General features: G+C 66.0%; 27 protein-coding genes and 1 pseudogene. 8 read left to right on the top strand and 20 right to left on the bottom strand.

The window, feature by feature from the left end; all coding sequences use genetic code 11:
* Positions 1-92: 92 nt before the first annotated feature.
* Genes BST28_RS03080 through BST28_RS03070 form a run of 3 tightly spaced genes read left to right on the top strand, consistent with a single transcriptional unit; the run spans position 93 to position 2,768 of the window.
* Positions 93-620, top strand: a complete 528-nt coding sequence (locus tag BST28_RS03080; RefSeq protein WP_083079844.1) for a flavin reductase family protein — start codon at positions 93-95, stop codon at positions 618-620.
* The gene (locus BST28_RS03075) at positions 613-2,160 is read left to right on the top strand and encodes an FAD-binding protein (protein ID WP_083079842.1); all 1,548 of its coding nucleotides are present in this window, start codon (positions 613-615) and stop codon (positions 2,158-2,160) included. Before BST28_RS03080 ends, BST28_RS03075 begins: the two co-directional genes overlap by 8 nt.
* The gene (locus tag BST28_RS03070; protein ID WP_083079841.1) at positions 2,157-2,768 is read left to right on the top strand and encodes a PaaI family thioesterase; all 612 of its coding nucleotides are present in this window, start codon (positions 2,157-2,159) and stop codon (positions 2,766-2,768) included. Before BST28_RS03075 ends, BST28_RS03070 begins: the two co-directional genes overlap by 4 nt.
* A 1-nt stretch (position 2,769) precedes the next feature.
* Here the strand turns inward: BST28_RS03070 and BST28_RS03065 are convergent, their stop codons facing one another.
* From BST28_RS03065 to BST28_RS24555, 4 genes are all read right to left on the bottom strand, one after another.
* Positions 2,770-3,369 carry a hypothetical protein gene (locus tag BST28_RS03065; RefSeq protein ID WP_337339082.1) on the bottom strand — a complete coding sequence of 200 codons (600 nt, stop codon included), beginning with the start codon at positions 3,367-3,369 and terminating at the stop codon, positions 2,770-2,772.
* Entirely contained in the window at positions 3,366-4,058 is a 693-nt protein-coding gene (locus BST28_RS03060; RefSeq protein ID WP_083079839.1) for an Rv1363c family protein, read from the bottom strand. The genes BST28_RS03065 and BST28_RS03060 overlap by 4 nt, the downstream gene beginning before the upstream one ends.
* Positions 4,059-4,183: 125 nt before the next feature.
* Complete coding sequence (locus tag BST28_RS03055; RefSeq protein ID WP_109560629.1) at positions 4,184-4,594, bottom strand: Rv2576c family protein; 411 nt, start codon at positions 4,592-4,594, stop codon at positions 4,184-4,186.
* Positions 4,584-4,979 (bottom strand): hypothetical protein, encoded by a 396-nt coding sequence (locus tag BST28_RS24555; RefSeq protein ID WP_083079837.1) that lies wholly within the window; start codon positions 4,977-4,979, stop codon positions 4,584-4,586. The genes BST28_RS03055 and BST28_RS24555 overlap by 11 nt, the downstream gene beginning before the upstream one ends.
* 135 nt (positions 4,980-5,114) lie before the next feature.
* Here BST28_RS24555 and BST28_RS03045 point away from each other — a divergent pair, with 135 nt between their 5' ends.
* On the top strand, positions 5,115-5,627 hold the full coding sequence (locus BST28_RS03045; RefSeq protein WP_083079836.1) for an Rv2253/PknI dimerization domain-containing protein: 513 nt from the start codon (positions 5,115-5,117) through the stop codon (positions 5,625-5,627).
* 7 nt (positions 5,628-5,634) lie between these two features.
* On the opposite strand, the gene BST28_RS03040 is transcribed toward BST28_RS03045, so the two are convergent.
* The 8 genes from BST28_RS03040 to BST28_RS03005 are packed head-to-tail and all read right to left on the bottom strand — an operon-like array spanning position 5,635 to position 14,759.
* Positions 5,635-7,116 carry an MCE family protein gene (locus BST28_RS03040; RefSeq protein ID WP_083079834.1) on the bottom strand — a complete coding sequence of 494 codons (1,482 nt, stop codon included), beginning with the start codon at positions 7,114-7,116 and terminating at the stop codon, positions 5,635-5,637.
* Positions 7,116-8,315 (bottom strand): MCE family protein, encoded by a 1,200-nt coding sequence (locus BST28_RS03035; RefSeq protein WP_083079833.1) that lies wholly within the window; start codon positions 8,313-8,315, stop codon positions 7,116-7,118. The genes BST28_RS03040 and BST28_RS03035 overlap by 1 nt, the downstream gene beginning before the upstream one ends.
* Complete coding sequence (locus tag BST28_RS03030) at positions 8,312-9,775, bottom strand: MCE family protein (RefSeq protein WP_083079831.1); 1,464 nt, start codon at positions 9,773-9,775, stop codon at positions 8,312-8,314. The genes BST28_RS03035 and BST28_RS03030 overlap by 4 nt, the downstream gene beginning before the upstream one ends.
* Positions 9,772-10,854 carry an MCE family protein gene (locus BST28_RS03025; RefSeq protein ID WP_083079829.1) on the bottom strand — a complete coding sequence of 361 codons (1,083 nt, stop codon included), beginning with the start codon at positions 10,852-10,854 and terminating at the stop codon, positions 9,772-9,774. The genes BST28_RS03030 and BST28_RS03025 overlap by 4 nt, the downstream gene beginning before the upstream one ends.
* Entirely contained in the window at positions 10,854-11,885 is a 1,032-nt protein-coding gene (locus tag BST28_RS03020; protein ID WP_083079827.1) for an MCE family protein, read from the bottom strand. Before BST28_RS03020 ends, BST28_RS03025 begins: the two co-directional genes overlap by 1 nt.
* Positions 11,882-13,075 carry an MCE family protein gene (locus BST28_RS03015; RefSeq protein ID WP_083079825.1) on the bottom strand — a complete coding sequence of 398 codons (1,194 nt, stop codon included), beginning with the start codon at positions 13,073-13,075 and terminating at the stop codon, positions 11,882-11,884. Before BST28_RS03015 ends, BST28_RS03020 begins: the two co-directional genes overlap by 4 nt.
* Positions 13,076-13,084: 9 nt before the next feature.
* On the bottom strand, positions 13,085-13,933 hold the full coding sequence (locus BST28_RS03010) for an MlaE family ABC transporter permease (RefSeq protein WP_083079823.1): 849 nt from the start codon (positions 13,931-13,933) through the stop codon (positions 13,085-13,087).
* A gap of 13 nt (positions 13,934-13,946) precedes the next feature.
* Positions 13,947-14,759: an MlaE family ABC transporter permease gene (locus BST28_RS03005; protein ID WP_083079822.1), complete on the bottom strand. Its 813-nt coding sequence runs from the start codon at positions 14,757-14,759 to the stop codon at positions 13,947-13,949.
* Between the two features lie 264 nt (positions 14,760-15,023).
* Here BST28_RS03005 and BST28_RS03000 point away from each other — a divergent pair, with 264 nt between their 5' ends.
* Complete coding sequence (locus BST28_RS03000; protein ID WP_083079820.1) at positions 15,024-15,797, top strand: SDR family NAD(P)-dependent oxidoreductase; 774 nt, start codon at positions 15,024-15,026, stop codon at positions 15,795-15,797.
* Positions 15,798-15,837: 40 nt separating this feature from the next.
* Positions 15,838-16,290 (top strand): hypothetical protein, encoded by a 453-nt coding sequence (locus BST28_RS02995; protein WP_083079818.1) that lies wholly within the window; start codon positions 15,838-15,840, stop codon positions 16,288-16,290.
* Positions 16,291-16,293: 3 nt separating this feature from the next.
* Here the strand turns inward: BST28_RS02995 and BST28_RS02990 are convergent, their stop codons facing one another.
* Entirely contained in the window at positions 16,294-17,160 is an 867-nt protein-coding gene (locus BST28_RS02990; protein ID WP_165758041.1) for a carotenoid biosynthesis protein, read from the bottom strand.
* Positions 17,161-17,235: 75 nt separating this feature from the next.
* Here BST28_RS02990 and BST28_RS02985 point away from each other — a divergent pair, with 75 nt between their 5' ends.
* Positions 17,236-18,033 carry a DUF1906 domain-containing protein gene (locus BST28_RS02985; protein ID WP_083079816.1) on the top strand — a complete coding sequence of 266 codons (798 nt, stop codon included), beginning with the start codon at positions 17,236-17,238 and terminating at the stop codon, positions 18,031-18,033.
* Positions 18,034-18,078: 45 nt separating this feature from the next.
* On the opposite strand, the gene msrA is transcribed toward BST28_RS02985, so the two are convergent.
* The 7 genes and pseudogenes from msrA to BST28_RS02955 all read right to left on the bottom strand — a co-directional run bounded on the left by msrA (position 18,079) and on the right by BST28_RS02955 (position 22,192).
* Complete coding sequence (gene msrA, locus BST28_RS02980) at positions 18,079-18,606, bottom strand: peptide-methionine (S)-S-oxide reductase MsrA (protein ID WP_083079814.1); 528 nt, start codon at positions 18,604-18,606, stop codon at positions 18,079-18,081.
* Positions 18,603-19,094 carry a peptide-methionine (R)-S-oxide reductase MsrB gene (gene msrB, locus BST28_RS02975; protein ID WP_083079812.1) on the bottom strand — a complete coding sequence of 164 codons (492 nt, stop codon included), beginning with the start codon at positions 19,092-19,094 and terminating at the stop codon, positions 18,603-18,605. Before msrB ends, msrA begins: the two co-directional genes overlap by 4 nt.
* 37 nt (positions 19,095-19,131) lie before the next feature.
* Positions 19,132-19,902 carry an SDR family NAD(P)-dependent oxidoreductase gene (locus BST28_RS02970; protein ID WP_083079810.1) on the bottom strand — a complete coding sequence of 257 codons (771 nt, stop codon included), beginning with the start codon at positions 19,900-19,902 and terminating at the stop codon, positions 19,132-19,134.
* A gap of 158 nt (positions 19,903-20,060) precedes the next feature.
* Positions 20,061-20,819, bottom strand: coding sequence for an SDR family oxidoreductase (locus BST28_RS02965; RefSeq protein ID WP_083079808.1), 759 nt, complete (start codon positions 20,817-20,819; stop codon positions 20,061-20,063).
* A 53-nt stretch (positions 20,820-20,872) separates the two neighbouring features.
* A pseudogene (locus tag BST28_RS24550) lies at positions 20,873-21,001 on the bottom strand (hypothetical protein); the annotation flags it as partial.
* Between the two features lie 88 nt (positions 21,002-21,089).
* Positions 21,090-21,587 carry a YkgB family protein gene (locus BST28_RS02960; protein ID WP_080575615.1) on the bottom strand — a complete coding sequence of 166 codons (498 nt, stop codon included), beginning with the start codon at positions 21,585-21,587 and terminating at the stop codon, positions 21,090-21,092.
* A 152-nt stretch (positions 21,588-21,739) separates the two neighbouring features.
* On the bottom strand, positions 21,740-22,192 hold the full coding sequence (locus tag BST28_RS02955; RefSeq protein ID WP_029248846.1) for a DUF5709 domain-containing protein: 453 nt from the start codon (positions 22,190-22,192) through the stop codon (positions 21,740-21,742).
* Positions 22,193-22,472: 280 nt separating this feature from the next.
* On the opposite strand from BST28_RS02955, the gene BST28_RS02950 reads away from it, so the two are divergent.
* Positions 22,473-23,213, top strand: a complete 741-nt coding sequence (locus BST28_RS02950) for a TnsA-like heteromeric transposase endonuclease subunit (RefSeq protein ID WP_099459185.1) — start codon at positions 22,473-22,475, stop codon at positions 23,211-23,213.
* Positions 23,214-23,217 lie beyond the last annotated feature (4 nt).

Raw genomic sequence — 23,217 nt, 5'->3', positions numbered from 1 at the left:
CTCAATTACCGCTGATCGGGAGCCTGCGTTGCGCCGGGCGGTCCTCGAGGGCGACGGTAGCCAGCAGGAAATCACCACCGCAAGGGAGAGGCATGCCCGAACAAGCCACCGGAGCCCACACCGGTCAACTGCGCACCCCGCTCCCCCCGGAGATGCGTCGCGTCCTCGGTCACTTCTGCACCGGGGTAGCCGTCATCACCGCCCATGACGGGCAGCGCCCGCTCGGCTTCACCTGCCAATCGGTGACCTCGGTGTCGCTGGACCCGCCCTACATCTCGTTCTGCCCGGCCACCACCTCAACCAGCTGGCCCCGGATCCGGCAGGTCGGCACACTGTGTGTCAACGTCCTATCCGAGCGGCAACAGGACGTGTGCGCCCAGTTCGCCGCCCGCGGAGCAGACAAGTTCGCCGGGCTGGGATGGTTGCCGGGCGTCAACGGGGCGCCGGCACTGGAGGGCACGCTGGCGTCGATCGAGGCCGAGGTGGAATTCGAGCATGCAGCCGGCGACCACACGATCGTGGTGGCGCGGGTAACCGGTCTGCAGGCCCACGAGGAACGGCGCCCGCTGTTGTTCTATCGGGGCGGGTACGGCGGATTCGACGGGGACCGCCATGCCTGACTTCGACACCGACTTCGATGTGATCGTCGCCGGCTCGGGTGGCGGCATCGCCGGGGCTTATACCGCTGCGCGTGAAGGCCTTTCGGTGCTACTGATCGAAGCCACCGATTACTTCGGCGGAACCACCGCATACTCGGGCGGGGGCGGAGTCTGGTACCCGTGCAATCCCGCCCTGCAACGTGCCGGCTGCGACGACACGATCGACGCCGCTCTGCGGTACTTTCACGCGGTCGTCGGCGACCGAACGCCGCGCGACCTGCAAGACGCCTACGTCCGCGGCGGCGCCGGGTTCATCGAATACCTGGAGAAGGACCCGGGATTCGAGTTCGCGCCCTATCCCTGGCCGGACTACTACGGCTCGGTCCCCGGTGCCCGCAACGACGGCTACCGCCACACCGTCCCGGTGCCGCTGCCTGACGAACGGCTCGGACGCTACCGCGGCTTGGTACGCGGACCGCTGGACACCGAACGCCTCGGTTCACCGGCACCCGATGTCCTGACCGGCGGTCGTGCCCTGGTGGGCCGGTTCCTGGCGGCACTCGACAAACTTCCGAACGCCTTCTGCTGGCGCAACGCTCCGCTGACCGAGCTGATCGTCGACAACGGCCGGGTGATCGGCGCGGTGGTCGAACGCGACGGCGCCCCGACACGGGTACGGGCTCGGTCCGGCGTGCTACTCGCCGCGGGTGGCTTCGAGCAGAACGCGGCGATGCGCGCGCAGTACGGTGTGCCCGGTCGCGCCACCGACACGATGGGCGCTCCCGGCAACGTCGGACTCGCTCACCGGGCAGCCATGGCGATCGGTGCGGCCGTCGATCTGATGGATCAGGCCTGGTGGTCACCCGGGATGGTTCACCCGGACGGGCGGGCGGCTTTCGCCCTGTGGTTCACCGGCGGCATCTTCGTCGACCAGAACGGCCGCCGATTCGTCAACGAGTCGGCCCCCTACGACCGGCTCGGCCGCGACGTGCTCCGCCAGGTCGACGCCGGTGACGCAACGCTGCCGTTCTGGATGGTCTATGACAACCGCAGCGGCGATATCCCCCCGGTGGGCGCCACCAACGTGTCAATGGTCGACGCCGCCGAGTACCGCACGGCCGGGTTGTGGCACACCGCAGACACCCTCGCCGATCTCGCCGCCGCCATCGGAGTACCGGAAGGCAATCTGAGCGCGACGATCGACCGTTTCAACACGTTTGCGTCCCTGGGCACCGACGAAGACTTCGGCCGAGGGAACGAGGCCTACGACCGGATGTTCACCGACGGCGCCTCCCCGCTGGTTCCCATTGACACGCCGCCGTATCACGCTGCCGCCTTCGGTCTTTCGGATCTGGGCACCAAAGGCGGGCTGCGAACCGACCCCCACGCCCGGGTGCTCGCCGCCGACGGTTCCCCGATTCCGGGGCTTTACGCAGCCGGGAATACCATGGCGGCCGTCAGCGGAACCACCTACCCGGGTGGCGGCAACCCGATCGGAGCATCCATGTTGTTCAGCCATTTCGCCGCACTCGACATGGCCGCGGCGGAGATCAGCGAGTGAGCCGTGAATTCAGCCCGGCCGAAGTGCAGCTCGGCGAGGCCGTCTTCGGTCCGTTGACGCAGTCGTTGCGTGAACTCATCGACGTCACAATCCGTAGCGGCGCCGATGAAGCCGACGCCCGCCGGGCACACGCGCTGATCGAGGAAGCCACCGAACTGCTCGGGGCCCGGCTGGACCCGAAGCCTTTCGGTGTTCCCAGCACCGGCGATGGACGCTACCTGCCGTGGGGCAACGTGGCCATGGGGCTGCGCAATGCGATCGCTCCCCCGCTGATCATTCAATACGACGACACCGGCGGAGTTGCCACGGATCTGGTTCTCGGCGCGGCCTACGAAGGCCCGCCAGGACAGGTACACGGTGGCATGTGCGCGCTGGTCCTCGACCACGTGCTGGGTGCGACCGCCCATCGGCCCGGACAGCCGGCCTTCACCGGCACACTGACCCTTCGCTATGTAGCGCCCACACCACTGGGCCGGTTGCGGGCCGAGGCCTGGATAGACCGCGAGGACCGTGGAAAGACCTTCGCGGCCGGTCGCATCCTCGACGCGCACGGGGTAGTCACCGTGCAGGCGGAAGGGGTCTTCATCAGGCCCAGAAGTAGCGCCTGAGCTACACCGGGTCGAGCGCCGATATCCGCCATTCGTTGTCGGTCCTGGTGAGGCTGACCACCACACTGCTGGCGGTGCGTGCGGGCTCGGGCCGGTCCCGGCTGACGGTCTCCTGATTGAGGAACACCAGCACCTTCGCGTCCTTCGACCGGATTTCCATCAGGGCCGCATTCAGCACCTGAGCAGATGCCTTGATGCCCTTGGTCCGCACGGCCGGAGCGACCACGTCGTTGCTGAACTTTCCGTAGTAGGTCGAGAAGCCGCCGGTCATCAGGGTCCGCGCCCTGTCCAGGTCGCGATCGAGGGTTTCGGGCGCGTAGGACAGCAACGCCACCGTCCCCGACGATGCCGCCTCGACGGCGCTTTGGGCGGCCGCGACATCCGACTGCCGATCGAAACGGTGGACGCCGGCGTAGAGCACGCCCGCCAACACCGTCGTCGCCGACAAGAGTGCCGCGAGAGCCAACGTCTTTCGCCGCGCGGAGAGCGCGGTCTTGGTTCGGGCCGCCAGCCCGGGGGCCGCGACCGGATCGCCGGCGGGGTCGGCCGGCGGGTCGGCGCTCCCGGTGACCGCGGGATCGACTGTCTCGTTCACCGTCACGGCACGAACTCCACCTTCGACATCTTGATCTGATCTCCTTCACGCTGCAGGTCGACCGTGAGCCGCCAGCGTCGCGGAGCCTCCTGTGCGCCTGCCGCGTTGGTCACGGTCGAGGATGCGGCCACCAGCACCACCGCGGCATCGGGCGTCATCGACTCGACGGCGGCGGCGTTCACCGTGGCCTTGGTGGTCACCTTCGCGTCCTTGGAGACCTTGATGAAATCATCAGCGGCGCCTTGAAATTCGGTACGGAAGGGTCCTGTGGAGTTGTCGACGATACGCTGCACGCTGCCTTCGGCATCGTTGTAGTCGATCGACATCAAGGTAACGACGACCTGGCGCGCGGCGGCGACGAACTCAGCGCGATGCCGCTGATCGGCCTGCGCGTGCTGATGTTGGCGGATCATCCACGCGCTGAAGGCCAGCAGCGCACAGCTGCACAACACGACCGCCACCGCAGCTAATCGTCGCCAGCCGGGCGCATGATCCCGGACCCGGGCGAATCGAGACCGACCGCCGTTGGCGAGTGGCTCGGCAATACCGGCGCGGGGTTGGCCGTCTTTGTCAGCGCCGGCGTTCTGCGCCTTCTCCTGCAACCGGATCGCCCGGGCGCGCGCCTGTGCCGCCACTGCTTCGGCTTCGGCGGCCTCAGCCTCCGCCAGTGCCACCAGCGTCCCGGTTTTCGACATACCGCCCACCGGTTTCCCTTCATTGCCGGGCCGGCCGTTCGCGGGCCCGCGTACGCACCGTAATCAGCCGTGCTGCCGGTCGCCCACCTGATTCCCATCCAGTGGGCGGCGTCAGCGGCGGCGGATCACCAGTGCCGCAAGGCGCACAGCGCGCCCTTGGGGCCGTCCGCGGTGGCGACCACGGCCCCGTCCACCGACAGCTCGCAGTGAAACATCGGCTCGGCCGACAGTCGGCCGCTCGTCGCCGTCACCATCGCCCAGCGCTGCGGGTCGATCAAGTCGGCGTGGAACACCCATGGCTGTCCGGGGCCCACTTCGACGCGAGCCCTGGGGCTGAATTCATACGGGTTGTGGCTGTAGTCAGCCCAGCTCGGCGGATCGACGTCGCGGTAGTAGATATCGGCTGACACCGGGGTGGCAGCGGTGACGGTATAGACGACGTGGTGCGGAGTCGATGTGTCCGCGTGGACGGCCGGCGCGGAAGCGAACCAGCCGGCCCCGCTCAGTGCCGCCGCCAGCGCAAACCTACGTATCACCACGACTCCACCGCGCGGCGCCGTTCTTGGATTGGCAAGTCAGAAACAATCCGTCGGGAGCCTGTGCGACCCAGTTTTCGTAGCCTTCACAGCTCGAATCCAGGTGCTTGACTCCGGCCATGGACGGCGATCGGAAGTATCGCGGCTCGTATCGGCGCGGTGAGCCGCAGAACACCAGCCTCCCGGGCTGGATGGAGGGACCCGCGACCGCGGTCCCGAAGACGTAGTAGTCCGTCGCCTGGCACGGCGCGCCGAGTGTGACACCGGGGGTGATCCCGGGTACGCACGCCGGGTCGTCACAGGAGACGGGTTCTGCGTAGGCGCGAACCGGGACCGCCCACATCGCGATCACGACTGCCGCAACCACTACCGCTGTTCGCCGCATACCCCGGCACTCTGGCAGGACAGCCGGCCCCGCAGACATCGATGGTCCACTCAGCGGACATGTCGAATCGTCGGCCGCGGCCTGCGGTGTTTACTTCGGAGCACCGCCGATTCCGTGCCTGTGCGAGGAGGGGCAATGCTGCGTGCGCCCGCACTCGCGGCGACCGCCGCCGCCGCGATGCTCAACGCCGTGTCCACCGGTGCGGTAGCGGCGGCCGACCACCCGGACTGGGGCCTCAATGGCACCTACACCGCAACCTCCAACGGTGAGTGGGCGCGCAAAAACGAGGTCTTCTACGAGCAGGAGAGCCGGCGCAGCACCTGGACGATCACCACGCACTGCAGCTATCCGGGGGAATGCACCGGCACCGTGCGCAGTGACGGAGGCTGGACGGCACCGATCTACCAGCAGAGCAACGTCTGGTACGTCAAACGCCCTGTCGATAACTGGGTCCCCTGCCCGGACGGCAGTACCGCCCCCGGGCTGCAGACTTTCCGGTTCAAGGCGATGACGCCCGAGGGCGCCTATGCGGACCCGGCATCGACCACACTGACCGGCGAGGACATCACGACCGGACCCAGCGGAGCGTGCGGAGTGAACAAGCCGGTATACATCAATATGCCGTTCAAGCTCGTCAAGCTCGGCTGACCCCGGCTTACTTCGGCAGCAGATCTTCCCAGCTCTGGGTTTCCGGCCGCACCAGGTCGGTCTGGCTGTACACCTTGCCGTCGGGTGCCGCGTACTGCCCGGTCCGCGGGTTATAGGTGGCAACGGCGACCGGGGGCCGTTCTGCTCCCGGCACATAGCCGCTCGGCGCCACCCCAGGGGGCATCGGCGTACCCTCGACCGGCCCGAAGATCTGTTCTTCCACCGTGATTCGATCGTCTGGCGGAATACCCTGCGCGATGAGGCTGGGGTCGATCGGATACGGCCCTGTTGCGTGCTGACGCATCGCCAGGGGTTCGTAGGGGCGGTCGCTCTCGCAGATCTCGACGGTGGGCGCACGTTTTCCAGGCTGGGCCATACACGGGTAGTTCCGCGCGCCGCGCACCCCGATGGCGGAATCCTGCGGGAGTTTGCAGTACAACCCGTCCGGGGTGTCCACGTCGCTCAGATCCGCCGGCGAACGCCACGACGATGGCGGTAAGAATCCGACCGAGCACGCCGGCGGGTCGCCGAGAGTGAGGCTGAACTCGGACAGTGCCATGCCGGTCGGGTTGTTCAACGAAGACCCGTAGGACTGGGTGGCGGCCAGATAGGGCGGCAACAGCACCAGCAACTGTTCGATCGACCGATGGTAGGTGACGCCGATCTGGCCGACCGTGCGCAGATTGGCCAGCAAGACCGGCAGCGTCGGCCGGACCTGTTCGAGTAGCCGGGACGCTTCGTCTGCGGCGCCGACTCCGGTGCGGAGGATGGTTTGCACCTCGGTGTCACGTGCCGCGACCTGCTGGGTGATCCCGGCCAGGCTGCGCGCCCACGTCCGGAGGGCGTCTGCGCTGTCGGCCTGGCCCTCCAAAAGGGTTCGGCTGTCGTCGATCAAGCTGCGAGTGCTCTCGGCGACGCCGTTGAGGTCGGCGGCGAGCCGACTCGATGATTCGAACAGGGCGCCGAGGTCGTTCCCGGTTCCGTTGAGCGCCTTGAAGGATTCGTCGAGCACAACACCGAGCTTTCCGGTGGGGATGCTGTCCACGAGCGCGCTCATCTGATCAAGCATGGGTCCGACCGGCTTCGGCAGCGACGCATTGTCTGCGCTGATGGTGGAGCCGTTTTTGAGATAGGGTCCGCCATCGCTACGGGGCACCAGGTCGACGTATTGTTCGCCGACCGCGGAGACGCTGCGGACGTTGGCCTGTAGATCTGCGGGGATCTTCGGCGACGGCTTCAAGGACATCGTTACTTCGGCGCCGCCACGAGTGGGCCGGATCTCGGTGACCTTCCCCACCTCGACACCTCGGTAGGTCACGTTGGAGAACTGGTAGAGACCTCCGGTGGAGGGCAGGTGGAGCGTTACCGAGATGCGTCCGATGCCGAGCAGCACCGGAGCCTGCAGGTAGCCGAAGATCATGGTGCCGACACCGATCACCGAGGCGACCGCGAAGATGATCAACTGATTCCGGACGAAACGTGTCAACATCAGCTGCCGCCCGGGCCGGGGACGAAGGGCGCCTCGGACGTGTCCATCGGCGAGTCGATGAGCGGCGGTACGGTGGCCACCTCGCTGGGGCGTTCGGCCAGCGGGGCCTTGAGCGGATCCCGCGTGTAGGTGGAGTACCAGGGGTCCCCCGGTGCCGGCACCAGCGAGGCACCCGGTTCGCCCCACCTGGTGCCGAGCAGTATGCCGCTCTTGAGCCGGGGGATCGTGAAGTCGAAGACGATGAACTGATTCATGTAGTCACCGCGGATGCCACGGTCGATGAACTCTTGGGTATACGGGTACGTCGGTAGATATGCCAGGGCGGTGGCCAGATCGGGTCCGACATCGGCCAACGCACGTACCGTCGGTTCGAGGTTCTTGAGGTTGCGGACGATGTCGGCCTGCGAGTCGTTGAGGAGTTGCGTTGCGGTGGCACTGAAGTCGCCCAACTTCCTCAGGGCAGTGGTCAGCTGCGGACGCTGTTTGTTGAGCACGTCGAGCGCTGCCGGGATGCGGTTCAGGGCGGCGGTGAGCACGTCCCGCTGGCCGGCGAAGGTCTCGGCCAGCCGATTCAGCGATGAGATCGAGGCGATGATGTTGTCGTGCTGGGTGTCCAACAGGGTCACCACGGTGTTCATTCGGGTCAGCAGATCGCGAATCTGGACCTGCCGTCCGTCGAGCGCTGCGGTGAAGTTGCGGACGATGTCGCCGATCTGGGTCAATCCGCCGCCGTTGACCACCACCGACAGCGACGAGAGCGTCTGCTCGGTCGAGGGGTACGTCGAGGACTTGGAGATCGGGATGGTCGCACCGGGACGCAGTCGCCCGGTCGCCGGTTCGCCCATGGGGGGATCCAACGCCAGATGCATCGATCCGAGCAGGCTGGTCTGGCCCACGGCGGCGACCGCATTGGCAGGAATGTCGACGTCGGATCTGACCGAGATCTCGACGTCGGCGCGCCAGTTGTCAACGGCCATTCGGCGGACCGTGCCGACGATCACGTCGCCTACCATGACCGGCGAATTCGATTCCAATGAGCCGACATTCGCTATCTGCACGTGGTAGGTGGTGGCTCCGGAGCCGGTTCCTACCGTGCCGGGAAGCGGTAGCGAATTGAGGCCGTCGAACGAGCAGCCGGAGGACAGGAGGGCGATACCGCATGCGACGGCCGCCCCTCTTCGTCTCAAGGTCGTCGTCACGGCGCTCCTCCCGTCGATGTCAGTCCGGCTTGAGGCAGCAGCAGCTCGGGAAGGTTCGATGCGGCCGGCGTCGGTGGTGGCAGCACCGGGACTCCTGGCGGAACGGGTGCGCCGGGATAGAGGGCCGGGTGCCGGTCGGCGGGTAACCCGTCGGGGGTGTAAGCCCCTGGTGGGTGCGGCGGATCGGTCCATCCGGGCGGGGGCGGCACGTCGCCGGCTCCGGTGTAGGCAGAGACCGCGGGCGGTATCTCCGCCGGCCCCGGGGCCGGCCCTCCCCCGCCGGGGGCCAGTCTCGGGTCGGAGTAGATGACGTTCTTCGGGGCGGGCCCAAGGTAGGCGTTGAACGGCAGCGGGAGATAGTTGAAGTTCATCAGTCGCAGTGCCGGGCCCAGGTACTCCGCACATGCCTTCCCGGACGTTTCCGCGGTGGCATTCTCGACCGCGGCGATCGCCGAGCAGATCGTGGCGACGGGGTTTGCGAAGTTGTTCATCGCGAAAGAGCCACGGGGGCCACCGGTATCGGGGTTGTAGATGTTGTAGCCGTTGACCAGAGCGTTCGGTGCGGCGTGCAGGATGTTTTTGACCACCATGCTGTTGTCGGACAACACCTGGGTTACGTTCGCTAGTCGCTGTACCTGTTGGGCGGACTGATCCCGGGACCCGGCGATGAAGCGTTGCACCTTTCCGATTGCGCCCGAGAGTTCGTTGATGGCCGAGTCGAGGTCGGAGCGGCTGCCATCGATCACGCTTGTCACGTCGGCGAGCCGGTCCTGAAACTCCACGATCTGGGTGTTGCTGTCGCGTAGTGCGGTGACGAAGACCTGAAGGTTCTTGATGACACTGACGATGTCTCCGCTTCCGTTTCCGAGGATTCGGCCGACGTCCGACAATTGCCTGATGGTCTCCCGGAGTTTGTCGCCGTTTCCCGCCATGGCATCGGCGGCGGTGTCGATGAAGCGTCCCAGTGACGTGTTGGACACCCCACTGGAAGGGCCCAACTCGGCGGCGAGACGGGTGAGCTGATCTTTGATCTCATCCCACTCGACCGGGATGGCGGTGCGATCCTCGCTGATCTCAGCGCCGTCGACCATGGTGGCGCCGCTGGCCGCTGGACTCGACCCGTATGCGGGCGTCAGCTGCACGTAACGGGCGGAGACTAGGTTGGGCGCCACGATGATGGCTTTCGCGTCGGCGGGTATGGGCACGTCGTGATCGACTGAGAGGGTGATCCTTGCCCGCGTCCCCAGCGGCTCGATGGATTTGACGGTGCCTACCCGCACCCCGACCACCCGGACCTCGTCGCCGGGATAGATGGCCGTCGCCGACTTGAAATAGGCGATGATCGTCCGGGGGCCCGCGAACTTCTGATAGCCGAGGTACCCGGCAGCCGACGCTAGCAGTACCGCCACGACGATTACCAGGAGCTTTTTGGCCGGCCCCAGCGGCTTGTCACCGATCATCGGGAACCTCCCGGAATCCCGTTGTACGGGAACGGGAATTCTGCGCGCGGCCCGGCGTTGTCGGGCGGTTGCCCGGCGTCGACCCCACGGCGGAGGCCGAGCGCGTAGTCCAGGAACGGTTGAATCGCCGGTCCCGGAAGCAGGTTGGACGCAAAACCGTAGTAATAAAAGCCGTTGTTGACGGCCTCACCTTGCGTCAGTTGGTATTTGGCGAGGCCTGTGAGGGTTTTGGTGAGGTTGTCGCGGTTGCGTTCGAGCATCGCCGAGACCTTGTTGAGCTGCTCGAGGGTGGGAGCCAGTTCCTGCTCGTTGTCGTCTACCAGACCGGAAAGCTGCTGAGCCACCGCTGTGGTGTTGGCAAGGAGATCGACGATCGCATGGCGCCGGTCCTGCAGCACCCCGAGTAGATCATCGGCGTTGAGGATGAGCCGGTTCACTTGGTCGCTGCGTTCGGACAGGATGCCGGTGACGTTCGAGGCGGTCGTGAGCAGGCCGGCCAGCGACTCGTTGCGGTTGTTCAGCGACCTGGACAACCGGCTGATGCCGTCGAAGGTGGGAGCCAACTGCGGGGCAAGACGTTCCACGGTCGCCGACAGCGTGTCCAGGGACTGGTTGATGGCCGCGGTGTCGGTGGCGGCGGTGTTCGTCGTGAACTCACCGAGCGCATCGGTCAAGGAGTACGGCGAGGCGGTGCGGGACAGCGGGATGACACCTCGTGCGCCGATGCTGCCGCTGCCACGCGGTTCGATCACCAGAACCCGTTCTCCGAGCAGGGTTCCGATGCCGATGTGAGCCGTGGTGTCTTTGCCGAGCCGGACCTTGCTGTCGACGGCGAAGGTGACCAGCGCTTTACCGTGGTCGAGTTCGACGCCGGACACCGCACCCACGTTGACGCCGGACACTTTCACGTTGTTGCCGGCGGCCAGCCCGCCGGCCTCGGCGAAGACCGCCTGGTACCGGATCGAGGTCGCCATGGCCAACAGCTGTTTGGGATGCAGTCCGATCAGGATGACCAGGACCATCACCACCAAGCCGACGAGCCCGGTTCGGACCAGCGCAGAGTCACGATATTTAAGCATCAGGGCTCTCCGCACCGTCCGGTCTGCTGGATCACCCAGGGGAAGTGGGCGGTGCGGCCTTGTAGGTCCGACACCCGGACCGAGACGCCGCAGATGTAGAGGTTCAGCCAGCTGCCGTATGAACCGAGCCGCACCAACTTGCGGTAGTTCTGCGGTGTCTTGTGCATCAACAGGTCGAGGCGGGCGAGATCGGTGTCGTTCGCGAGCAGCGGAGCAAGCCGGGTCAGCTGGTCGACAGTTCCCGACAGGGGCGCTCGCGCCTCGGTGAGCAGCGTGGCCAACGAAGCGCTTCCGTTGTCCAGTGCCGTGATGGCCTCACCGATCGGATCACGCTCCTGGGCAAGGCCGCTCACCAGCCGCTCCAGGCCGTCGACCGCATGGGAGAACTTGTTGCCGTCCTTGGCCAGTACGGTCAGCGTGTCGTTGAGATTCTCGATGAGCCGTTCGACGGTCTGCCCGTTGTCGGCCACCGCGTTGGTGAACGACGACGTCCTGGCGAACAACGACTCCAGGTCACCGCCCTGTCCCTGCAGGATCTGGATCAGGGAGCTGGTCAGCGTATTGACGTCGTCGGGATTGAGTCCCTGGATCACCGGTTTCAGGCCGCCGAGCAATAGGTCGAGGTTGAGGGCCGGTTCGGTCCGGTCGGTTCCGAAGCGGTACCCCGGTGGCCGGATGCGAGCAGGGCCGGGGTCGTCGATGAGTTCGAGGTAGCGGTCGCCGACGAGGTTGAGGTAGCGCACCGCAACCTTGGTGCTCTCGGTGAGCCGGATGTTGTCATCGGCGTCGAAGGCGACCAGCGCGGTGTTGTCCGACTGCAGCGCGACCTTCCGGACGGTGCCCACCCGAATGCCGGCGACTCGAACCGAGTCGCCGGTCTTCAGGCTCGAGACGTCCTGGAACACCGCCGAATAGGAGTTGGTGGAACCGGACCGGTACTGGCTGAAGATGACGAGCAGGGCCGCGGTGAAGAGCACCATCGTGATTCCGAACGCGCCCAACTTGACGGCGGTCTTTCCGAGCCCGCTCATCCGGGATGCCCGATCTGTGCGCTGTTGCGTGGCGGTCCGTCGATCGGCCCGTACAGCAGCTGTTTGAGGCCGTCGGAGTTCAGCAGGATTCCCTCGTTGCCGTACTGCGCGGGGTTGGCATCGACATCGGTGATCACGAACGGTGGATGCTTCTGGTATCCGACCTTGGGCAGATCGGTGCACTGCGGTCCGCCGGTTGCCGCCACCTTCGGCAGATTCTGCGGATACCGGTAGCGTTCCTGGCCCAGGACCACGGTCTGCAGCAGCAGGCCACCCGGCACGGGTGTGCCTGGGGCTTTGGCCAATTGGACGGCTCCGCCCAGACCGCAGGTCAGCGCCTCGTGGTACTGGTTGGTGAGGTCGGTGGTGGGGCCGAGCAGTGCCATGGTGTCGGTGATCGCCTGGCTGTTGGTGCCGACGACGTCGTTGCCGGTCTCCGCCAGGCCGATCACGCTGAGCAGCAGCGCATCCAGGCTGTGTTGCTCGCTGACCACCGTACTGCTCATCCGCGTGGCCGCGCCGGCGGTGCTGACCACATCGGGTGCCGCATCGGCATAGGCCTCGAGCACGCGGGGAGCGACGGTGAAGTCGTGTTCCAGGGCCGTCAGGCTCGGGTCGACCCGCGCCAGAAACTCATCGAGATCGGACATCATCTGCCCGATCCGGTCTCCCCGGCCGTCCAACGCCGTTGCCAGGGCTCCGAGCGTCTCGTTGAGTTTGGCGGGTTCGATTTTCGCCAGCACCGACGACAGCCGCTCGAAGACCGTGTTGATCTCTACCGTGACATGGTCGGCGTGCAGCACCTGCCCACGCTGCAGAGAGTGTTCGGACGGTTCGGCCGGCGGGATCAGGTCGACATACTTGGAGCCGAACACCGTCGACGAGGCGATGTCGATGCGAACGTTCGCCGGTATGACGTCCATGTACGACGGGTCCATGGCCAGATGCAGGGCCGCGCGTCCGTCCGCCAATGATTCGATCGACTTCACCGAACCGACCTGCGCCCCATGCAGCTTCACTTTGGCGTCCGGATTCATGACCAGGCCGGCCCGGCTGGACAGCACGGTGATGGGAACGGTTCTGGTGAAGCTGCCGCGAAACAGTCCTACTGCCAGCGCGACGGTGGCCGCTACGACGGCCACCGTGGCCAATCCCGTCAGGGATCGTCTGATGCGCGAACTCGTTGCCATCACGCCGCCCTAGCCGGACAGGTTGAAGTTGCCGTTGGAGCCGTAAACGGAGAGCGACACCAGCAGGGTCACGGAGATTACGACGATGAGTGACGTCCGCACGGCGTTGCCCACGGCAACGCCGACCCCGGACGGTCCGCCGCTGGCGAAGTAGCCGAAGTAGGTGTGCACGAGCAGCACCGCGATGGCCATCAGGATTGCCTGCAGGAACGACCACAGCAGGTCTTTGGGGTTGAGAAACGTCCCGAAGTAGTGGTTGTACAGGCCGGCCGACTGCCCGAACATCACCACGGTGGTCAGCTTGCTGGCCGCAAACGACAGGATCACCGCGATCGAATACAGCGGCGTGATCGCCACCATTCCGGCCACAATGCGGGTGCTCACAAGGTATTCGACGGCGTGGATTCCCATGGTCTCCAGCGCGTCGATCTCTTCGTTGATCCGCATGGCGCCCAATTGAGCGGTCACGCCGGCGCCGAAGGTGGCGGCGAGGCCGATGCCGGCTACAACGGGAGCGGATATCCGGACGTTGATGAAGGCGGCCAAGAATCCGGTCAGGGCTTCGATGCCGATGTCGCCGAGGGAGCTGTAGCCCTGCACCGCAAGCGTGCCGCCCGCTGCCAAGGTGAGGAATCCGACGATGACCACGGTGCCGCCGATCATCGCCAATGTTCCCGCGCCCATACTGATTTCGGCGATGAGACGAACGACTTCGCGGCGGTAGGCGGTGGCTGCGTGCGGCACACCTGCGAGCGCGCGGCCATAGAAGGCGGTGTGGTCGCCGAGTCGGCTGAGGGTGTCGATCGGTCTGTTCAGCTCCCGCGCCACCTGCGGGTAGAGCACTCGTAGGCCAGCCATCGTGGTCTCCCGGCTAATCCGAAGTCAGCTGGATGCCGATGGCGGTGACCACCACATTCACCACGAACAACGCCATGAAGGCGTACACCACCGTCTCATTGACGGCGTTTCCCACGGCCTTGGCACCGCCGCCGCTGATCGTCAGACCGCGATAGCAGGCCACGACTCCGGCGATCAGACCGAACAGTGCCGCCTTTACGCACGAGATGATCACCTCGGGCACCCCGGTCAACAGGGTGATCCCCGCCGCGAAAGCGCCGGGATTGACGCCTTGGATGAAGATGGAGAAGGTGTACCCACCCAGGATCCCGATGATGACCACCAGGCTGTTGAGCAACAACGCCACCACGCCCGACGCCAGCATCCGGGGAGTCACCAGCCGTTGCACCGGGTTGATGCCGAGCACCTCCATGGCGTCGATCTCTTCGCGGATGGTGCGCGATCCCAGATCGGCGCACATCGCCGTCGCCCCGGCGCCGGCCACGATCAACACCGTCACCATCGGCCCGACCTGCGTGACCGCGCCGAACGCCGCCCCGGCACCCGAGAGGTCCGCCGCGCCCAGCTCACGCAACAGGATGTTCAGCGTGAAGCTGACCAAGACGGTGAAGGGGATCGCGACCAGCACGGTGGGCATCAGCGACACCCGCGCGACGAACCAGGACTGCTCCAGCAGCTCCCGGCCCTGAAAGGGCCGGCAGAACAGGAACTTCACCGCGTCGACCGACATCGCCAGCAGGCCTCCGATGGCCCGCAGGGGCCCGGATGTGCCGGCGCCGACCGCGGTCAACCCGGCGTACCAGCGGTCCTGGGCATTACTCACCATGTGCCGCAAAACCTCCACTGCCGGACCGAATGCCGTCGCTGACGCCGCCCGAGTCAGCGGCTTGCCCAAGACGGTGACAGCCGAACCTGACCGGCGACACGCCACGTCCCATCCACCGGGAAGGGTCGCATCACCGCAGCGACTCGGGCGGGAACGTAGCCTGCTGTTGATCCGCACAACCGGAGAACCAAGACCGACAGGAGTCGTTCTGTGTCCCAGCCCGCCGAACCCCAGCCTGGCTGCTTGCGCTATGTCGACCGCCGAGTGCTGATCACCGGGGGCGGTTCGGGTATCGGACAGGCCTGCGTCCTGCGGATCCTCGCCGAAGGTGGCCGCGTGGTCGCCGCGGACATCAGTGCCGACGGCCTGGACGACACCGTTGCGAAAGCCGGCGAGCTGGGAAGTCGCCTGTCGACCGTGGTGATGGACATCGGTGATGAACCCTCGGTTCGCGCCGGGGTGGCCGAGGCGGTGCACGTGCTGGGCGGACTTGACACCCTGGTGAACGCCGCCGGGATCCTGCGCTCCTCGCATTTGGCGCAGACCACGCTGGCCGACTTCGAGCAGGTGCTGCGGATCAACCTGGTGGGCACATTCCTGGTGACCCGTGAGGCCATCCGTGCGCTGCACGAGGGCCGGTCTCCCTCGGTGGTCAACTTCAGCTCGACGTCCGCCCACTTCGCTCACCCCTACATGGCTGCTTATGCGGCCTCCAAAGGCGGGGTGTTGTCGATGACCCACGCCTGGGCGATGGAGTTCGCAAAGGCCGGTATCCGGTTCAATTCGGTTCAACCCGGTTCGATTTCGTCGGGAATGACCGACGGAACGGGGGCATCACGGAAAAGCGTCGGCCCCGGGCTTCCCGAGGACGCCGATTTCACGCTGTTCGGCAAGGTGGCGCCGATGCTCCCGCTGGACGGCGGCGCGATCTTCGCCGATCCGGACGCGGTCGCAGGCGTGGTGGCGATGCTGGGAAGCGATGACGCCTCCTTCATCACCGGTACCGAGGTCCGGATTGACGGCGGCTCCCATATGTAACGGACTGCGCGGAGTAGGGCACGACCGACGGAGGAGAGGCATGAAGACTGCGGGCCTGCTGTGCACGCTCTCCGCGTTCGCGGCGGCCGGGGTATGCGCCTCACCGCCAAGTCATTCCGAACCGTTCTTCGCCAACTACCAGCTGCTGCTGCCGGACCGCTTTGACTTCCACACCTGGACATGGGCGGTATCGCACTGCATACCGGCCGCGGATGACTGCGCGCACATCCAGGCGATTCCGATGCCGGTGGCCAAAGCGTTCGAGTACTCCGGCGACGCCCACCTCGCCGACGGGCGCTACACCCTGACCGTCGATATCCCGGACGGATTGCGCTGCGGCAACGTCTATTACGGGCAGATCATCCCGACGCGTGACGTGTACTCCTGGGATGCGGCGACGTTGCAAGGGACGTTGACGTCGTCGCCGGCCGGCGGATGCGATGGGGCTCCCGGCGGGGTTCTCACCTATCCGTTCAGCTTGGTTCGCCTTTGATCGCTACCGCGGCGTTGTCGTCGGGTCGCCCCCCGGATACAGCCGCGCAACGCTGATCGCCACGACGAGGCCCATCGTGAACCATGACATCGCGCAGCAGGTCGAGTAGATGTCAGACAGCGGAATGACCCTGCCGCCCTGAAGTGTCGCCGTGGCATCACCGACGCGAAGCATCTCCAGGTTGACCTGCAGCGCGAGTCCGAACCAGATGACGGCCGGCATCAACAGCGTCGCTCGCGGCGGCGTTGCCGTCGGTTCTCGCCGCCACCGCCGTTCCACCAACGAGAAGACCTGGAACATCACCCATCCGGTGAACAGCCACCCGAAGTAATTACTCAAGGGAACGCCGAGCGCCCCACTGGGCGACCCATAGGAATACAGGCCGCGGGCGTAGGCCGCGATCGGGTCGATCACCAGGTCATATCCGCCGAGGATGAACGTGGCGATGACGGGGGTGACGATCACGAAGGCCCGGTGGCCGCGGTCCTCGCCCACGATCACCCGGGCCAGAACCCATGCCAGCCAGGCCAGCACCACCCAGCCGAACACGACCGTGAACGGAACCCCGAGCGCGCGTGGTCCTTCGAAGTGGTGAACGTAGGAGCCGAAGGGGAAACCGGTTGCGACACTGCACGCCTCGAAGCCGAATGCCACGGTTACCGCAACAGCGAAATAAGTGATGGCGCCGGCCGGCCGGTACAGCGTCAGGGTGTGCAGCACGACGAACGCGGCCAGCGCGGCGCCGTACACCGCCTCGGCCACATTCTGTATCGGCGTGCCGGCGCTCAGGGCCGCTGTCACCGTCGCGGCGAACCACACCGCGACCAGACACCAGCCGGCCACGGCCCGCCCTCGAGTGCGTGTCGACATCGCCGCATCGTAACGGCGCAGCCTGCCCGGCGTGGGCAACACCATTAACAGTAGCCACATTGTTAACATCGGGCGATGCAGGACCATCCGGTGACCCGTCGCCTGTCACACCCGGTTTCCCGGCGTGATGTGCTGCGGTACGCATCCGCCGCGGCGCTGGCCGGGGTGGGCGCTGCAGCCGCTGCCGGCACGCCCACCGCCTCGGCCGCCGCGCCGACGCTGATCGACTACGCCATGCGCCAGATCCCGGCGCAGGACATCCGGGCCGCCGGCCATGCCGGGGTGATCAACTACGTCTCGACGTCCCGGCCGGGGTCGAACTTCGGCGCCAAACCGATCACCCGCCCCTACGCGGAGTCGCTGACCGCCGCGGGACTGGTGATCGTCAGCAACTACCAGTACGGCAAGCCGGGCGGGACAGCGCCGTCGGACTTCACCCGCGGCTACGCCGGCGGCGTCTCGGATGCGCAGACCGCCTGGAATCTGCACACCGCGGCCGGTGGCGGCCGCAATGCACCGATCTTCTTCAGCGTCGACGACGACATCAACCGTGACACCTGGAACAACGTTGCGCTGCCATGGTTTCGCGGTATCAACTCGGTGATCGGAGTGCAGCGCACCGGGGTCTACGGGGGCGTCAACGTCTGCCAGTGGGCCGCGGCCGACGGTGTCATCGGAAACTCACGCACCCCCGGGTACCGCTGGGCCTGGCAGACCCGCTCCTGGTCGCGCGGCCAACGATTCCCCGGGGCGGTGCTTTTCCAGCGCATCGTGAGCACCGCGTCGACGCCGGGACCGATCGTGGGTGGGATCGAGGTCGACGTCAACGACGTGCTGGCCCAGGACTGCGGGCAGTGGAACTTCCATCAGTGAAGCGGCGGTAACCGGGGGCTCGGCGGCCGGCCCTGGTCACCGGTTTCAGCCGGCCGGCGTCACAGAGTCACTGCTGCGGGGCAGCTTCCAGTCCGGTCGCACGTAGTGGCACGTATAACCCGCGGGGTAGCGCTGCAGGTAGTCCTGGTGTTCGGGCTCTGCCTCCCAGAACTCCCCGGCCGGAGTGACTTCGGTCACCACCTCACCCGGCCACCGTCCCGACTTCTCGACATCGCCGATGGTGTCCAACGCGATCCGCTTCTGCTCCTCGTCGAGGTAGAAGATCGCCGAGCGATAGCTGGTGCCGACGTCGTTGCCCTGGCGGTTCCTGGTGGTCGGGTCGTGGATCTGGAAGAAGAACTCCAGCAGGCTGCGGTAGTCGGTCTGGTCCGGCCGGAAGGTGATCTCGATCGCCTCGGCGTGGCCGGGATGGTTGCGGTAGGTCGGGTGCGCATTCTGGCCCCCGGTGTAGCCGACCCGGGTGGAGACCACTCCGGGCTGCTTGCGGATCAGGTCCTGCATGCCCCAGAAACACCCTCCGGCCAGGATGGCCACCTTGTCGCGGGCGGTCATTTCTGCTGCTCCCCGGCCTCGACCGCGTCGCTCGGCGCCGCAGTCGGTTCGCCGAACAGGCTCAGGTACTGCCCGTAGCCCTCGGCGGCAAGGTCATCGCGGTGGATGAACCGCAGGGCTGCCGAGTTGATGCAGTAGCGCAAACCGGTTTCGCCCGGGCCGTCGGTGAATACGTGGCCCAAGTGGCTGTCGGCCTGAGTGGAACGCACCTCGATACGCTCCACCAAGTGGCTCCGGTCGCGTTTCTCCACGACGTTGTTCGCGTCGATGGGCCTGGTGAAGCTGGGCCAGCCGGTGCCGCTGTCGAACTTGTCGAGTGAGGCGAACAACGGCTCACCGGAGACGACGTCGACGTAGATACCGGGCTCCCTGTTAGCCCAGTACTCCCCGGAGAATGCCCGCTCGGTCCCGTTCTCCTGGGTGACGTAGTACTGCTTGGGGTTCAACGCCTCGACTGCGGCGAGGTTCTTGGTGTATTGGTGTGACACGGTTCCTCCTTGGTTGGGTGCTCGGCCGATCGGCCGGCTAATTGCGGCCCGCCATGATGCCGCCATCGACGTTGAGAATCGCGCCGGTGACCCAGCTGGCCTGATCGGAGAGCAGATAGGTGACGGCGTTGGCGACGTCGGCGGGGGTGCCCACTCGCCCCAGTGGATGCAGCGGAGCGAAGGTCGCCAGGGTGGCGTCGATCTCGTCCTTGGGTAGGAAACCTTCGTAGAGTGGCGTCTTGACGACGGCCGGTGCCACCGCGTTGACACGAATGTTGTGCTCGGCCAGCTCGATAGCGAGGTTGTGGGTGAGCGCATGCAGCCCCGCTTTTTGCATCGAGTACACCGACGACGGTGTCAGCCCGATTGCCTGATGCGCCCACATGCTGCCGATATTGACGATGGAGCCGCCCTCGCCCTTGGCGACCATGCCGGCGACGACGGTCTGCGTGAGGAAGAACAGCGCGTGGTTGAGCTCCATGTAGGAGTCGTAGGCCTGCGAGTCGTAGGTGAGAAATGGTTTCGGGATGAAGAATCCTGCCGCATTGACGAGAAGTGTGGCGTCACTGTGCTCTTCGGAGAGCACCCGCTGCACGTCGGCGACCGCGGCGCGATCCGTGAGCTCCGCGGTGATCCCGCGGACCACCCCGCGCCGACCGGTCAGCGCGGCGACGGTCTCACCGACCCGGGTTTCGGAGCGTCCGATGATCACCGCGCTGCCGCCGTGGTCGACAACGTCGTTCGCGACCTGCCGGCCCATTCCCGAACTGCCCCCGACGACAACGACTTTCTTAGCCTCGAAATGCATGTCGCGGCCTTCCTATCCTGATCTCATCTGACAGCCGGTGTATGTCGGGCCGTCGTTATCCGAATTCGAGTCGGCCCAAATCGGGCGCTACTCGAGATTGCGGCCGTTCCGGGTGAAGTGTCATCACCCCGGCGCCGGGTTCACCCGGGTGATCGGCCCTAAGCGCTGTAGTCGGCGCGTGCGTCGAGCCAGTCGGAGTATCGGGTGCTGAAGATGGTGGCGTGCTTGTCGGGGGCGAGGCTGTGATCGTCGATCACCGCCCCGAAGTACGGCGCCCGGGCGTCGGCGACGACCCGGCGCCGATCACCGATGGCGGCAAGGCCCTGACGCGCAAAGTCGTCCATGGCGACCTTGTCGGGCCCGGCGATCTCCGTCACCGCGTTGCTCGGACGAGCAACGGCCGCGCGGGCCACTGCGGTAGCGACGTCGTCGGCGGCGATGGGCCGGAACACCGCCGGCGGCAATAGGACGATGTCGCCCTCCGTCGCCGAATCGGCCAGGGCGACCGCGAACTCATAGAACGGTGTCGCCCGAACGATCGAATAGGGGCGGCCCGACTCCTTGATCAGCTTCTCCTGGGCTGCTTTTGCCGTGTTGTATCCACTGTCGGGCATGACCTCCGCACCGACCACAGACAATGCGACGTGGTGTCCAACTCCTGCTTCCCGCTCGGCAGCGAGGAGGTTGGCGGTCGCGGTCGTGAAGAAGTGCATCACCGGCTCGTCGTCGAACAATGGTGAGTCGGCGACGTCTACCAGGACATCGGCGCCGGAGACGGCATCGGCCAGGCCCTCACCGGAGAGGGTGTCCACACCTGTGCGACGTGAGGCGGCGATCACGTCGTGACGCTGTCCGCTGAGGGTGGCGACCACCTTCGAGCCGATCAGCCCATGGCCGCCGATAACTACGATCTTCATGATGAGCCTTCCCGTGTTTCGGTTGACCGGCGACACTCGGCTACCGAGGCCGCCTACAGATTGATCGCGTTCCCGGCCAGGGCGTGAAAGCATTCCTGCAGCCCTTCGCCCAGCGTGGGATGGGTGTGGACGTTTCGCGCCAGCTCGGTGACGGTCAGGTCCCACGGCCGCGCCAGCGTCAACCGGCTTGGGCGGCGCGGATCGCTGCCACATATCCCCCGGAGCCTGCGCCGAGGACGATCAGGTCGTAATGGTCACGCGATGGCGATGTCATCTCTGCGCTCGGGCTGCCTCGATGGCGTCCGCCAGCAGCCACAACGCTAGGCCGAGGAGTGCGATGTCCTTCATCAAGAACTCCCCGTCGGCAGACAGAACGGGAAAGCCACCGGCAGACGCCTCACCGGTGCCGGGCGTGGTGACCATGAAGCTCAGTGTCGTCACGAAGAACAGCGACGCGAAAATGCCACCCACCACCGCGGCCTTCGGCAACCACGGCTTGAGGGCCAGCAGGGTGGCGGTGATCAACTCGACGGTTCCGTTCAGCCGGCCGAACGCGTCGACGGAGATGATCTGGTACGTCCAGCTCATGAGCGGACTGTTGGCTACCCAATGTGAAATACCCTGGGCTTCATACGAAGTGAACTTCATCGCACCGAACCAGGCGAGCACTGCGACCAATCCATACCGCGCGATGTATGCGGCCACACGCGTCGGCTGATCTTGTATAGGCGTGCCCATCAACATCGGTGTAGCGCCCTCGTGTGACATTGGATTCTCCGTTCTGCGGGTAAAGGTGCTACCCACCATCGGTGCGCGGCGGGTGAGTTGTCTTCATCCCTGTCCGGAAATCACCCGGGTGAGGTGCCGACGAACGGGCAGGTCTGTGATCGCGTCTGCCCCAATCACGCACGGTTGCCGGATCATTGCAGCTCCCACCCCCAGCCGCGGACATCCTCGTCGGAAACGATGTGCATGGCGGCCTCTTCAGCCGAGGCGGCGCCGCCGTCGATGCCGACATCGTGGGCGAGGTACTCCGCAGCCGGATCCGTCGGGTCGAAGTCGAAGGAGACGAGCCGCCCTGCTCGCATGTCGCCTACCTGGTCGTCGATCGCCTCGCCATCGCTATCGGCGCTGTCACCGATGCCATCGCCGTCCCACTGGTCGGTCACATCGGGCAGCTCACGGGCCAGTCGGCGCGCCAGGCTTTCATGGGTGCGGGCTTCCCGGGTGGTGAGTCCCCACGCCTGGAGTTCACGCGGGCGTTCCGGGGGTGAGTAGCCCTCGTCCAGGTCGATGCCCGTCTGTTCCGAATCCGTGCTTTCCTCCGGTTCCAGCAGATGGGCCTGCACGTCGTCGAATTCAGACATGTCCATCGGCGCTACCTCCGTATCCGCAACCGCAAGGCACCTTGCGTGTTGGCGCCGCCGACCACTCGGCTCTTGCTAGGAGGGTGCCGCCGGACGGGGTGAGTCGTCATCACCCCCGCGGTCTGTTCGCCCGGGTGATCGAGAGGAGCATCGGCGCCTGGCGGTGACCGGGCCGGCGAACTACAGCAGTGTCCGTTGACATCCGATGTGATGTATTGCCACCGTATCTGCGGTATCGGCGTGTCTTTGCCAATCTATCCGAGGTACCGCCGGTAGCGTTGTTTAGGTGAGTGTGGCGCCGGCGGCGCTATGGCCGCAGGTCAACGGTGGCGTTGAGGTGGAATTCAACTCCTCCGGGGGTTCTTCGCGCTTGCCGCTGGCGGAGTGTGCCGCAGTGGCCTTTGAGTTGGACTGCTCACCCGTGCGTGGTTTCCCAGCGTTTCGCGGGCAGGGCAATTATCCAGGCCTGTGGTGGTTTTCGACGACTCGTGAGCACGTTGGGTACGAGTCGTGGTCGGAGCGTGACCATTTGATCGCGCTGGACGCCGATCCCGCGGTGGTTGGTGTTGCGTCGCAGCCGTTCCGGCTCCATTGGGGTGACGGCAGGCACCACGTGCCTGATTACTTCGTGCGGTTGTCCGACGGAACGGCGACGGTTCTTGACGTGCGGGCCGATGACCGAATATCGGATGCTGATGCTGAGTTGTTCGACCGGTCCGAGCAGGCGTGCCGTTCCCTGGGATGGGCCTATCGGCGAGCGGGCGTTGCGGATCCGGTCGTGACGGCGAATTTGCGCTGGTTGTCTGGGTATCGGCATCCACGGGTGTACCGCCCGGCGGTCGCCGCAGCGTTGGAGGCGGTGTTCGACTCGGCGCGGCCGCTGATGACCGGGGTGAGACCGGTCGGTGAAGCGATCATGGTGTTGCCGGTGCTGTTTCACCTGTTGTGGCACCGGCGACTGGGCGTGGATCTTTCCGCGGCTGTCTTGACCGAGGAGTCGATCGTCGGGCCCGCGTTGTCACGATGACGGG

It is taken from the genome of Mycolicibacter kumamotonensis, from assembly GCF_002086285.1.
Lineage (GTDB): Bacteria > Actinomycetota > Actinomycetes > Mycobacteriales > Mycobacteriaceae > Mycobacterium > Mycobacterium kumamotonense.
The sequence above is the reverse complement of the archived record's forward strand: the minus strand, read 5'-3'. Positions and strand labels throughout refer to the sequence as shown.

What these genes read in the sequence shown, in the direction of transcription:
- BST28_RS03080 (WP_083079844.1), top strand. Translation starts at nt 93, where the DNA reads ATGCCCGAACAAGCCACCGGAGCCCACACCGGTCAACTGCGCACCCCG.
- BST28_RS03075 (WP_083079842.1), top strand. Translation starts at nt 613, where the DNA reads ATGCCTGACTTCGACACCGACTTCGATGTGATCGTCGCCGGCTCGGGT.
- BST28_RS03060 (WP_083079839.1), bottom strand. Translation starts at nt 4,058, where the DNA reads ATGTCGAAAACCGGGACGCTGGTGGCACTGGCGGAGGCTGAGGCCGCC.
- BST28_RS24555 (WP_083079837.1), bottom strand. Translation starts at nt 4,979, where the DNA reads ATGCGGCGAACAGCGGTAGTGGTTGCGGCAGTCGTGATCGCGATGTGG.
- BST28_RS03045 (WP_083079836.1), top strand. Translation starts at nt 5,115, where the DNA reads ATGCTGCGTGCGCCCGCACTCGCGGCGACCGCCGCCGCCGCGATGCTC.
- BST28_RS03040 (WP_083079834.1), bottom strand. Translation starts at nt 7,116, where the DNA reads ATGTTGACACGTTTCGTCCGGAATCAGTTGATCATCTTCGCGGTCGCC.
- BST28_RS03030 (WP_083079831.1), bottom strand. Translation starts at nt 9,775, where the DNA reads ATGATCGGTGACAAGCCGCTGGGGCCGGCCAAAAAGCTCCTGGTAATC.
- BST28_RS03025 (WP_083079829.1), bottom strand. Translation starts at nt 10,854, where the DNA reads ATGCTTAAATATCGTGACTCTGCGCTGGTCCGAACCGGGCTCGTCGGC.
- BST28_RS03020 (WP_083079827.1), bottom strand. Translation starts at nt 11,885, where the DNA reads ATGAGCGGGCTCGGAAAGACCGCCGTCAAGTTGGGCGCGTTCGGAATC.
- BST28_RS03015 (WP_083079825.1), bottom strand. Translation starts at nt 13,075, where the DNA reads ATGGCAACGAGTTCGCGCATCAGACGATCCCTGACGGGATTGGCCACG.
- BST28_RS03010 (WP_083079823.1), bottom strand. Translation starts at nt 13,933, where the DNA reads ATGGCTGGCCTACGAGTGCTCTACCCGCAGGTGGCGCGGGAGCTGAAC.
- BST28_RS03005 (WP_083079822.1), bottom strand. Translation starts at nt 14,759, where the DNA reads ATGGTGAGTAATGCCCAGGACCGCTGGTACGCCGGGTTGACCGCGGTC.
- BST28_RS02995 (WP_083079818.1), top strand. Translation starts at nt 15,838, where the DNA reads ATGAAGACTGCGGGCCTGCTGTGCACGCTCTCCGCGTTCGCGGCGGCC.
- BST28_RS02990 (WP_165758041.1), bottom strand. Translation starts at nt 17,160, where the DNA reads ATGTCGACACGCACTCGAGGGCGGGCCGTGGCCGGCTGGTGTCTGGTC.
- BST28_RS02985 (WP_083079816.1), top strand. Translation starts at nt 17,236, where the DNA reads ATGCAGGACCATCCGGTGACCCGTCGCCTGTCACACCCGGTTTCCCGG.
- msrA (WP_083079814.1), bottom strand. Translation starts at nt 18,606, where the DNA reads ATGACCGCCCGCGACAAGGTGGCCATCCTGGCCGGAGGGTGTTTCTGG.
- BST28_RS02970 (WP_083079810.1), bottom strand. Translation starts at nt 19,902, where the DNA reads ATGCATTTCGAGGCTAAGAAAGTCGTTGTCGTCGGGGGCAGTTCGGGA.
- BST28_RS02965 (WP_083079808.1), bottom strand. Translation starts at nt 20,819, where the DNA reads ATGAAGATCGTAGTTATCGGCGGCCATGGGCTGATCGGCTCGAAGGTG.
- BST28_RS02960 (WP_080575615.1), bottom strand. Translation starts at nt 21,587, where the DNA reads ATGTCACACGAGGGCGCTACACCGATGTTGATGGGCACGCCTATACAA.
- BST28_RS02955 (WP_029248846.1), bottom strand. Translation starts at nt 22,192, where the DNA reads ATGGACATGTCTGAATTCGACGACGTGCAGGCCCATCTGCTGGAACCG.